The sequence below is a fragment of the Suttonella ornithocola genome (assembly GCF_001889065.1).
Classification (GTDB): domain Bacteria; phylum Pseudomonadota; class Gammaproteobacteria; order Cardiobacteriales; family Cardiobacteriaceae; genus Suttonella_A; species Suttonella_A ornithocola.
The window spans coordinates 1-10,782 of sequence record NZ_LWHB01000104.1; the positions used below are offsets into that span (position 1 = coordinate 1).

At 38.2% G+C, this 10,782-nt stretch carries 11 protein-coding genes; 8 read left to right on the forward strand and 3 right to left on the reverse strand.

What is annotated here, in order from left to right; all coding sequences use genetic code 11:
- Nucleotides 1–197 (forward strand): transposase (locus A5N85_RS08270; RefSeq protein WP_211268117.1); only part of this gene is annotated, 197 nt, incomplete at its 5' end.
- A 175-nt stretch (nt 198–372) separates the two neighbouring features.
- Here A5N85_RS08270 and A5N85_RS08275 read toward each other — a convergent pair.
- Nucleotides 373–1,062 (reverse strand): AraC family transcriptional regulator, encoded by a 690-nt coding sequence (locus A5N85_RS08275; protein WP_072576809.1) that lies wholly within the window; start codon nt 1,060–1,062, stop codon nt 373–375.
- Nucleotides 1,063–1,610: 548 nt separating this feature from the next.
- Between A5N85_RS08275 and A5N85_RS08280 the strand changes: the two genes are divergently transcribed.
- The 3 genes from A5N85_RS08280 to A5N85_RS08290 are packed head-to-tail and all read left to right on the forward strand — an operon-like array spanning nt 1,611 to nt 5,249.
- Entirely contained in the window at nt 1,611–2,483 is an 873-nt protein-coding gene (locus A5N85_RS08280; protein ID WP_177431818.1) for a cytochrome-c peroxidase, read from the forward strand.
- Complete coding sequence (locus A5N85_RS08285; RefSeq protein WP_072576810.1) at nt 2,480–4,213, forward strand: DAHL domain-containing protein; 1,734 nt, start codon at nt 2,480–2,482, stop codon at nt 4,211–4,213. The genes A5N85_RS08280 and A5N85_RS08285 overlap by 4 nt, the downstream gene beginning before the upstream one ends.
- 19 nt (nt 4,214–4,232) lie before the next feature.
- A complete protein-coding gene (locus A5N85_RS08290; RefSeq protein ID WP_084601706.1) occupies nt 4,233–5,249 on the forward strand; it encodes a response regulator in 1,017 nt (338 codons plus the stop codon).
- A 305-nt stretch (nt 5,250–5,554) separates the two neighbouring features.
- On the opposite strand, the gene A5N85_RS08295 is transcribed toward A5N85_RS08290, so the two are convergent.
- Nucleotides 5,555–6,382 (reverse strand): outer membrane protein assembly factor BamD, encoded by an 828-nt coding sequence (locus A5N85_RS08295; protein WP_072576811.1) that lies wholly within the window; start codon nt 6,380–6,382, stop codon nt 5,555–5,557.
- A gap of 53 nt (nt 6,383–6,435) precedes the next feature.
- Between A5N85_RS08295 and rluD the strand changes: the two genes are divergently transcribed.
- From rluD to A5N85_RS08310, 3 genes are all read left to right on the forward strand, one after another.
- Entirely contained in the window at nt 6,436–7,410 is a 975-nt protein-coding gene (gene rluD, locus A5N85_RS08300) for a 23S rRNA pseudouridine(1911/1915/1917) synthase RluD (protein ID WP_084601707.1), read from the forward strand.
- An 81-nt stretch (nt 7,411–7,491) separates the two neighbouring features.
- The gene (locus A5N85_RS08305; RefSeq protein WP_072576812.1) at nt 7,492–8,733 is read left to right on the forward strand and encodes a dicarboxylate/amino acid:cation symporter; all 1,242 of its coding nucleotides are present in this window, start codon (nt 7,492–7,494) and stop codon (nt 8,731–8,733) included.
- Between the two features lie 144 nt (nt 8,734–8,877).
- The gene (locus A5N85_RS08310; protein ID WP_072576813.1) at nt 8,878–10,002 is read left to right on the forward strand and encodes a hypothetical protein; all 1,125 of its coding nucleotides are present in this window, start codon (nt 8,878–8,880) and stop codon (nt 10,000–10,002) included.
- 49 nt (nt 10,003–10,051) lie between these two features.
- Here the strand turns inward: A5N85_RS08310 and A5N85_RS08315 are convergent, their stop codons facing one another.
- Nucleotides 10,052–10,537, reverse strand: coding sequence for a hypothetical protein (locus A5N85_RS08315; protein ID WP_072576814.1), 486 nt, complete (start codon nt 10,535–10,537; stop codon nt 10,052–10,054).
- Nucleotides 10,538–10,619: 82 nt separating this feature from the next.
- On the opposite strand from A5N85_RS08315, the gene A5N85_RS08320 reads away from it, so the two are divergent.
- Nucleotides 10,620–10,778, forward strand: a complete 159-nt coding sequence (locus A5N85_RS08320; RefSeq protein WP_072576815.1) for a helix-turn-helix domain-containing protein — start codon at nt 10,620–10,622, stop codon at nt 10,776–10,778.
- Nucleotides 10,779–10,782: the final 4 nt, after the last annotated feature.

A 10,782-nucleotide genomic window follows, 5' to 3' on the forward strand; every position in this document is an offset into this window, starting at 1 on the left:
TTATTAACAGCGATATTTTCTCTCATTGGGTGAGAGAAGCACTGTTACCTGAGTTACCTAAAAACAGTGTAATTGTCATGGACAATGCCGCTTTTCATAAACGCAGTGATATTCAAGCAATCATTGAAGAGCATGGGCATGAGATAGTTTGGTTACCCCCTTATAGTCCAGACTTAAATCCCATTGAAAAGATGTGAGCTTGGATTAAGCAAATAGCAAAGAATGGCGGATGGATTGTATTGATACTTTATTCTTTTATCTGCTTTGGATTGGGTTGGGCTTTAGATGATTTCACTATAACAAAATGTTTTTAAAATGGATATTGAGTTAACATTATCTGTATTTTCTGAAACTTCATCTATAAAGGTCGCATTAAGCTGACAAACTGCTTTTTGGTGGTAAACCATAATAACGGCGGTATTCGCGGGAGAATTGTTGTGGGCTTTCGTAGCCGACTTCATACGCCGCTTGTGCTGCGCTCATGCCGCTTTCTAAGAGTTTGCGGGCATTATTTAGGCGCAGTTGTTTTTGGTATTGCAAAGGGCTGATGCCAATCAAACGGCGAAAATGTTCACGCAGTCCAGACAAGCTCATATGGGCAAGGTTGGCGAGCGTTTCAGTGCGGATTTTTTCGCGGTAGTGCGTTTGAATATAATCCAACACAGCATGAAGTTTATCGCCTTTTTCGCTGCCGAGATAATGGGCGATGATGGGAGCAACAGGGCTGTGGCAAAGCCGTAGAGCAATTTCGTTTTCAATCAAAGGGGCGAGGTCGGCGAGCATTTCAGGCGTATCTAAGCTAGCGATTAAGCGTGCAATCGCATCCAGCAAAGAGGCATCAGGGCGGAAATGGTAGAGCGGTGCGTCAATCGCTTCAAAGTGCGGTTTCAGGTAGCATTTTAAGGTATTGGGATTGAGTGCTAAACGCAGCCCCAAGTAAGGTGCTTGACTAATGCCCGCACTCAATGGCAGCGATAAGGCAGTAAATAACGCTTCACCTGCACGGTAGATGTGACGAGTACAGTGATAAACTAAGACCTTTACAAATAGAGACCTTTGCAAAATTCCGTTTCACACGAATTTTTGCTACTAGTAGAAAAATCAACACAATGATTTTAATATGTTTTCAAAAATCGAAAAATTGAAATTTCTCTATTTTATGTTTTTTTGCAAAGGTCTCAAATAACCAATTTTTTTTTAAAAAAATTGGTTATAGTCAAATCAGCTAAAAAACAGAACGTTATCTACCGCCAGAATGGCTAGATAAGGGCTATAGGATGTTTTGTTTTTTAGCTGATCTCACTATATTTGTAAAAGTTTCTTTATTGTATTGATTTTAGTTTTGTGATTTTTGTAAAAAATCGTTAAAATTTCACATATTACTAATTCGATTTTTCTCTTTTCTAAACAATGCTTTAACGCTATATTTTTTATATTAAAAGAATTCTTATCAGTTTTTTAATCCTATTTGATTTAGTGAAAAATTAGCAGTAAGCTAATACTTTAAAAAAGTTTAATCAAAATTTCTATGAAACCATATTTCTATCTATTTTCTGCACTATTTGCAGTTTTTGCTTGGACTGCCGAGCCTATTGAACCTATTCCAGAAAGTGTTCCACACTGATGCTGCTAAAGTAGCATTAGGAAAAGAACTTTTTTATGACACTAGATTATCTAAGAATAACAATCAGAATTGTGCCAGTTGCCATGAATTAAGTGATAAAGGTTATGGAACTGATCTTGCGCCTACCTCTACAGGCTCTTTGGGTTCTCTAGGCGTGAGAAATTCTCCCACTGTTTATAATAGTGTATTTAACTTTACTCAATTTTGGGATGGACGCGCTGCTCATTTAGCAGAACAAGCACAAGGTCCTGTCGTTAATCCTATTGAAATGAGCATGGCGAATTGGGACGAAGCTGCCGCTAAAATTAAAGACGATCCTAAGTATCAAAAGCAATTTAGCACCCTCTATAATGGCGAAATTTCAATGAACACCATTACAGATGCAATTGCAGAATTTGAAAAAACCTTAATTACACCAAATTCACCTTTTGATCGTTGGCTCAAAGGCGATGAAAATGCACTAACCGAAGAGCAAAAATTAGGATATGAGCGTTTCAAACAATACGGTTGTATCGCTTGCCACCAAGGGCGTAATGTTGGCGGTAATATGTATCAAAAATTTGGTATTTTGAAAGACATTACGCAAAATACGCAATTTCCCGGTCTTGGAAAAGATTTAGGACGATTTGACATTACAGGTAATGATGCTGATAAACACTTTTTCCGTGTTCCCAGTCTTCGGTTAGTAGTAAAGACGCCACCATACTTTCATGATGGTTCCGTCAACACTCTAGATGAGGCCGTAAAAATTATGATTGAGTATCAGCTAGGTAGAGAAGTTCCACAACAAGATGTGGATGCCATTATTGCTTTTCTACACAGCTTAGTTGGTGAACTTCCAAAAGGCGTGACCCCATGAAAAAAAGAAATCTTTTACTCATTCTCTATTTAATTGGTGCGATTTGTGGTGCAAGCGCGCTTTGGTATTCTTATCAACAATTACCTAATGCAACTAGCATTGAGCAGCAAAGCAACTCTTTGCTTATGCAAACACAAGCAGATAATGCGGCAGTTAATGAAGCAGTTCTTCGTAGTCGAAACAATTTAGATGTGAGCTATGATTTACTCACTACGCGTACGCAAGCGTTACAACAAAGTATGCAAGAATTAGTTGCTTTAGATAAATCTGTATCTGATTCAGCTATTCAGACTGCAAGCCAAAAGCTAAAACAAGCAATAACAGCTAAATTAGAAGCAATTGAACGCTTTAAATCTCATAATTCTGTTCTAAAAAATTCTCTACGCTATGCGCCACAAGTTGGCATTTATCTTGCTGTCTTATCTAATGACGAAAATCAAGATGCTGCTGCACTGGCTTTTAGCCGCGCAATTATGATGATGCAGCAATATGCCAATACAGGCGACGATAACGATAAAGAAAACTTTAAAATCGCCCTAGAAGGTGTAAAAGCAGCGGAACAATTGTTAAGCCAAGAATCTATCAGCAAGCAAATTGAATTTGATGTGCATATGCAAACTGTTTTGCAAGAAATCGGGCAACTTAATGGCTTAATCAATGAAATTATCACCAATAATACTCTAGTCTTTAACCAGTTATCTGACCAGTGGCAAAAGTGGAGACAAGCCGAGCAGCAAAAAGTCGATCAACATAATCGTTACTTAAGTGCTTATATTGCTTATTTAGTCATTGGATTGTTATTTATTCTTTGGTGGTTACGTCAGTTGTATCGGACACTAGATAGCCGAGTAGCGAAGCGCACACAAGAGCTTAAAAAAGCTTATGAAACCTTACAACACTCCCAAGTACAGTTGGTTCAGTCAGAAAAAATGGCAACTTTGGGTCAAATGGTGGCAGGTGTTGCGCATGAAGTGAATACTCCACTTGGCTATGTAAAAAATAATATTGTTCTTTTACAGGATTCAATGAGCGAGTATGACCAACTCATTAACCTACTCTTTTCATTAAATGGACAATCAGAGCATGATCAGCCTATTTTAAAATCACTTTTATCAACTGCTAAGACCTTAAAGGCTGACGGCATTCAAGAAGAGCAAAAACAACTTTTTAAAGATACGTTATTTGGCATTGAGCAGATTGCAGAATTAGTCGTTAGTTTGAAAAACTTTGCACGTTTAGATGAAGATAAACTTAAATCCGTTGATATCCGTAGTTGTATTGATAGCGCGCTTACCATCTCACGAAACAATACTAAACAATTTGATATTGAAAAACGTTATCAACATAAATTGTTACGACCCATTGAATGTGCTCCTGCTCAAATTAATCAAGTTTTGCTAAATTTATTCAATAACGCTGCTCAAGCGATGCAAGTAGACAACGGACGTTTAATTATTGATGTTAGCGAATCTACGGATTTCCTTCATATAGATGTGGCAGATAATGGTAGCGGTATGAGTGAAGAAGTTCAAAAACGAATCTTTGAACCTTTCTTTACCACAAAAGGCGCTGGTGAAGGAACAGGATTAGGTTTAGCCATTTGCCAACAAATTATTGAATCACATGGAGGGTATATTCAAGTAGATAGCCGACCTGGAAAAGGAACCGTCTTTAGGGTTAATTTACCATTTTCTCGAGAGAAAAAATCTACAAACACCATTGAAGAATAAGGTAATTAAGAGATAGCCTATGAAAAACAATGAATTACTTTCTCAATATGAAGATATTACCGAAAATCTGTCTTCATCTTCTGCAGAAACCGAACAACTCAATATTGATATTGACCCGAATAAACCAACCATTTTATTCATTGATGATGAAGTACGTATTTTACGTTCGCTAAAAATGATTTTTCGCAAAACGCATAACGTATTCACCACCAGTGATCCAGAGGCTTTTCGGCGCCTGATTCGAGAACAGCATATCCATGTCATTGTTTGCGACCAAAAAATGCCAAAAGTCACTGGAACACAGCTGCTAGCAGAAGCCAACAAAGTTTCTCCTCACTCCATTCGATTTTTATTAACGGGCTATGCGGATTTAAATGCCGTTATTGAATCTATTAACCATGGAGAGGTTTATCGTTACTTAACCAAACCATGGGATGTTGAACAGCTCAAATCTATTATCAATGAAGCAACTGAAATTAGCCAAATGTTAGAAAGGCGAGAGAATAATTTATCAAAACTTACCCTAAAAGAAGGCGAAAAACTAAACCTACTGGTAATGTTTGAAAATGAAGTTATCTATAAACGCTTTAACGAGCAATTTCATGATGAGTTTAATATCTTTTGGGGTAAAGACGTTGAAACAACAAAACATATATTAGAGACTCAACCAATTGCTATTGTTGTCAGTGATATTCATTTCTGCCAACAAAAAATCGTCCCTATCGTTAATCTACTTAAACAACTTGTGCCAGATATTATTGTATTAACCGTCACAGAACACTTAGACTCCGGTGATTTAATTGAACTAATCAACCAAGGTCAGATTTATCGTTGCTTAGTTCGACCAGTACCCGTTGAAGTTTTAGGCAGAAGTATGCAACAAGCCGAAGAAAAACATTTAGAGCTTCACAATAATCCTGAGCTCCAACAACGTTTTCAAGTAGAAGCTATCCATACAGAAAATGCTGAACAGCAAGACGAAGATAAACCTGTTCTCGGTAATATACTTGATAGTATTCGCAAAAAATTTGGTTAATCACCGAGCTTTAATAAAAAAAGCGCCAAAAAAGCGCTTTTTTTATTAAGCCGAGACCTTTGTAAAATTCCGTTTTACACGAATTTTTACCACTAGCAGAAAAATTAACAATATGATTTTAATATATTTTCAAAATTTAAAAAATTGAAATTTCTCTATTTTATGTTTTTTGCAAAGGTCTCAAGCCATCTATATAACCAACTTCCCAAAAAATGCATACAACATTAACTCAATATCCACTTTGAAAACAACCTCCTATCTCCAAGTATCGCATGCTTTTTTTTTTGGGAGTCCTACTATAAAGATTAAATTTTTGGTTCTGCCATAACACGTTCAAGAAAACTACGTTGTCTATGAATTTTCCCTGTCAAAATTTGCTGAATTTCCTGATTTTGGAGTTTTTCTGGGAAGTTTTGTTGTAAGACACGCTGTGCATCCGCAGATAATGTTTGCTCACCCATTTCCTTATAAGCCCTACTTAAAATTGCTAAAGCATAAGGGGCACTTGGCGTTTGTTCATATTCTTGTAAGACTTGTTTTGCTCGATTAACCGCTGATACATAAGCGCCACGACGCAAATAATAATCTGCTACCTCTAGATAATGTTCACCCAATAAATTACGAATATAAACCATACGATACTTAGCATCTTCACTATATTCACTTTTTGGATAATGCGTAACCAAATAGTCAAAATCATTAAATGCTTTCTTTAATGCTTCTGGATCGGTTTGCGATAAATTGGTCGGCACTAAACGATTAAAAAAGGAAACATTGCGCTCATATTCTACTACGCCTTTCATATATAAAGCATAATCAATATAAGGATGCTGCGGATAAGTTCGAATAAAATCTTCTAAAGTGGCAATGGCTTTTTCCGACTCACCAGATTTATATTGAACATAAGCAAGATCCAATAAACTTTGTTGTGCTAAGCGTCCATAAGGAAAGCGAGACAATAGCTTGGTATAATAATCCTCTGCACTAGAATAACTGCCATCTTGCAGTTCACTTTTTCCTGCCTGATAGAGCTGAGCAGCGCTCCAATCAATTGTATGATCTTGTTTAAGTGAAGAGCAGCCAATTAAGCTCGTGGCAATTGCTACTGCAATAAACGTATGGCGAAGCTGCATAAAGTCTCCATAAAATTGAAAGATTAAAAATGCCATTATAAACGGAAATAACTATGTATAAACAAGCTGAAACGCAACATAGCATTGATTGTGTCGTTGATACTTCTGAAGCAGGATTACGAATCGATCAAGTTTTATCTAACCGCTTTCCAGAACATTCTAGAGGAAGATGGCAAGCAGCTATCAAAAATGGCGATATTTTACTCAATGGTGAAAAAACCAAATCTAAAAGTACCGTTTTCCCTAGTGATACCATTACGGGAACACTAAACATCATGATTCAAACAGAAAATCAAGCGCAAGCGATTGCCTTAGATATTTTGTATCAAGATGAAGATATTATTGTTTTAAATAAACCTGCTGGCTTAGTGGTCCATCCCGCTGCAGGCAATCCTGATGGAACTTTGCTCAACGCTTTATTGCATCATTTTCCTGAAAATGCCAATTTGCCTCGTGCAGGCATCGTTCATCGACTAGATAAAGATACTAGCGGTGTTATGGTGGTTGCGCATAGTCTAACGGCACATACCCATTTAATCCAGCAGCTGCAAACGCGAACCATGGGCAGAGAATATCTTGCCCTCGTCCATCGATATGTAACAGCAGGGGATACCATAGATGCTCCTATTGGGCGTCACCCCAAAGAACGATTAAAAATGGCAATTACTGCCAATGGCAAACCTGCTATTACACATTATCGTATTGAAGAGAGATTTGATGAAACCACCTTGATACGTGTCAAACTAGAAACTGGACGTACGCATCAAATCCGCGTCCACCTTTCAGAACATCATTATCCATTAGTAGGTGATAGCTTATATCACCCCGGCTATATCCCAAGCAAAACCATTCCAGAACCGGCACGAACAGCGCTAAAAACCTTTCCGCGTCAGGCGCTTCATGCAGAAACCTTACGCCTACATCATCCTAATGATCATACCCTGAAAACTTTTTCTGCCCCCCTGCCTGAAGACATGCAAAATCTATTAGAAACGCTTAGACAAAGCAGTCATCCTATCAATAAATGAATACACCTCCTGATTTTTAAATAAAAGTTTTATAAATTTTGCGTTAAGATAGCTACTTAAACAAAACATAAAGGAACTTTAATGAATAAATTTCCCCTTTGGATGCAAATATTTGTCGCCATGCTTTTAGGCGTATTAGTTGGTGTGATTGCAGGAAATGGCGCATTAACTACCGAAATTCTCCGCCCTATCGGTACGATGTTTATCAACCTAATTAAGATGCTGGTAGTCCCACTCATCTTTTGCTCATTGGTGATGGGAATTGTAAGCATGGAAGATGATTTTGCGCGAATGGGGCGTATTGGTGGACGAACCTTTATCCTCTATCTATTAACAACGGCTTGCGCAGTGAGTATTGGTCTTGCGATTGCAACCATTTTTTCCCCCGGCACAGAATTATCCATACCTGTTCCAGAAATTGGTAGCCAAGAAACCAAAGAAACAGGCTCTTTACTCTCGAATTTTATGAATACGCTTGTTGGACTGGTTCCTTCCAATCCTGTTAACTCTCTCTCTAGTGGCAATATCTTGCAAATTATTCTATTTGCTTTGCTCTTTGGCATTGCAATCAATTTAAGCGGTGAGAAAGGGCGTCCCGTTCGTGTTTTTTTTGAAAGTGCTGCAGAAGTGATGTTCCGCCTAACAGCAATGGTGATGAAAGTCGCACCAATTGGGGTTTTTGCGCTAATGGCATGGGTTGCTGGCAAATTTGGTATTAGCGTACTAAAACCGCTACTGATGCTCATTATTACTGCCTATGTCGCCACCGCCATTCACGCTATTTTGGTTATTGGCGGGCTAGTCAAATTTGTGGGCAAAATTTCTCCAATGAAGTTTTTCAAAGCCGTTGCTGAACCTTTTGCTTTTGCTTTTGTCTCTACCAGTAGCTCAGGAACGTTACCACTTTCTATTGCAGCCGTTTCAGAAAAGTTAGGGGTTTCTCGACGAGTTAGTAACTTTGTGCTACCGCTTGGCGCAACTATCAACATGGACGGAACAGCAATTTATCAAGGTGTTTGCGCTATCTTTATCGCACAAGCTTATGGTATCGACCTCAGTGCAGCTCAATATGCCACCATTGTTTTTACCTGTACGCTAGCCTCTATTGGCACCGCCGGTGTTCCCGGCGCAGGCTTAATTATGCTTTCGATGGTACTTTCTAGTGCAGGACTCCCTTTAGATGGATTAGCAATGGTTGCAGGGATTGACCGTATCCTAGATATGGCGCGCACCAGTGTAAACGTCTTAGGTGATTGCATGTGTAGCGTTATCATTGGTCATAAAGAAGGAGAAATTCACTCAACTAAAACTACACAAGCATAAATCTTCTTTATAAGCGCTAATTGAACGAAGGCTATCAATTGCTTATTCTGCCAAATATGAATAAGCCTTTGATAGCCTTTTATATTAATACTTCTTTAAATCCTAAGTGTAATCAGCAATAAAAGTTTATTTAAGGACTTTTCCATGAAAAAAATCTTATCCCTACTGCTTATCATTTTTTGCCTGATTAGTGCGATAGGTGGATATTATTATGCCAATAAACGTCCTACCTTATTTCTTCCGGCAGAAACAGATTTGTCTGACCCCACTCGATATGCTTTCTTAACCGAAAAAGACCAAGCAGCAGCGTTAGTTACAGATATACAAAAACATCAGACCTTTGGACGTCTAGCGCTAGCTGCGCCCGCAGAAAATATCCAAATTGAACCGAAAACCGCCACGCTTTATTACAGCAATGGGACATATCTATACGCCCAAAATCTAAAAACGGGAGAAAGACAGCAACAAACCCTTGCTAATCCCATTACCCATTTAACCCTAAGCAATAGCGGATTAGTCGTCGCTACTAACCATTCTGATTTATTTATTCTTAATGAGAAAACTTTAAAGACAATAGAACACTATTCCATTCAAGGAAAAATCATCACCTTACATAATCGCCCCTTAAGCAACGACTGGCTTGCCGTTACTGATGACCCTCCAGCACTCATTCATCCCGAAAGCCAGACAATCAATAGTATTCCCTTAACGAATTATGAACATATTGGTGCCACCGCCTTAAGCCCCGATGGAAATTTTCTTGCCTTACCCGCTATCCGCACAGATAACACCCCTTTAGCCGTTATATGGTCTATTCACGAAGACAAACCTTTGGTTGAACTTCCGTTAAGCGCAGCTCCCTTACGTCCATTTATTGATAATCGTAGTCAATCTATCTATTTTGTGGATAAAAATGGAGAAGGCTTAAAAATCAATACCGAAACTTTCCATGCAAAAAGCTTTAAAAGCCTACCAAATGCGCAAGAAATCGCGATAGGCTATTTAGAAACCCGCCTACTCATTCGTGGCGAAGACCATATTGAAATCTTAGATACCGATAATTTAAATGTCCTGCAACAATTTGATATTCCCAAAACAAGCGGACTATTTATCACAGGTGACAGTAAAAATGCGCTCATTAGCCAAAAAGAACATAATACCTTAACCACAATAGCATTAAAAAACGGCGGTATTTCGGAAATCCTACTTCCGGAAACTCTAACACCAACACATCTTTTTATGGGCGCAAGTAATACCCTTTGCCACTAAAAAAGCGGGCATTGCCCGCTTTTTATTTGTTGTATGTGCTTTTTGGAAGTTAGCGATAAATCCAATGTGCAATTAAAGAAACGATTGGCAAAGCAATCAAAATTCTTAATAAGAAAACAATAAAAATTTCCAAAATATTCAATCTAATTTTAGATTTAAGAATCAATACACCAACCTCAGATAGATAAATGATTTGCGCAATAGAGACCACACCAATCACAAAACGAGTTAATTCCGTTTCTATACTCTTTCCAACCAATGCAGGCAAGAACATATCCGCAAATCCTACTAGCATCGCTGGTGCAGCCTTAGCGGCTTCTGGAATTTGTAATAGCTCTAAATAAGGCACTAATGGCTTAGATAGCCAAGTAAAAATCGGCGTATATTCCGTCAACATTAACCCAACGGTTCCAAGCGCAAATATTGCTGGAACTAATCCAATATAAACATAAATAAGATTGATTAAACTATTTTTAAAGACCGTTGCGGTTGAAGGCATTTTATGCGCACGATGAAGCGCTTGTGTTATAGTCAAATCACTTATAATCCAATCTATCCAAAGCAGATATAAAGAACGACTTATAGTAGAATTATCAAAAACAAACTGAGCATATCCTATGACCTACTGCAGCCAATTCCGACAAAAAATTCTTAACGATATTGCTAATGGAGAAACTTGGCGCGCTGTTGCAAAGCGCTACAAGATCAGCAAATTCACCGTCTATAGCTGGATTAAAAATCCCCATCCTAACWGAGCKTWAGCYCTCAAAGATTGATGAT

Excerpts from the sequence above, each read along its gene's own strand:
- A5N85_RS08285 (WP_072576810.1), top strand. The coding sequence starts at position 2,480 with ATGAAAAAAAGAAATCTTTTACTCATTCTCTATTTAATTGGTGCGATT.
- A5N85_RS08290 (WP_084601706.1), top strand. The coding sequence starts at position 4,233 with ATGAAAAACAATGAATTACTTTCTCAATATGAAGATATTACCGAAAAT.
- A5N85_RS08295 (WP_072576811.1), bottom strand. The coding sequence starts at position 6,382 with ATGCAGCTTCGCCATACGTTTATTGCAGTAGCAATTGCCACGAGCTTA.
- rluD (WP_084601707.1), top strand. The coding sequence starts at position 6,436 with ATGTATAAACAAGCTGAAACGCAACATAGCATTGATTGTGTCGTTGAT.
- A5N85_RS08305 (WP_072576812.1), top strand. The coding sequence starts at position 7,492 with ATGAATAAATTTCCCCTTTGGATGCAAATATTTGTCGCCATGCTTTTA.
- A5N85_RS08310 (WP_072576813.1), top strand. The coding sequence starts at position 8,878 with ATGAAAAAAATCTTATCCCTACTGCTTATCATTTTTTGCCTGATTAGT.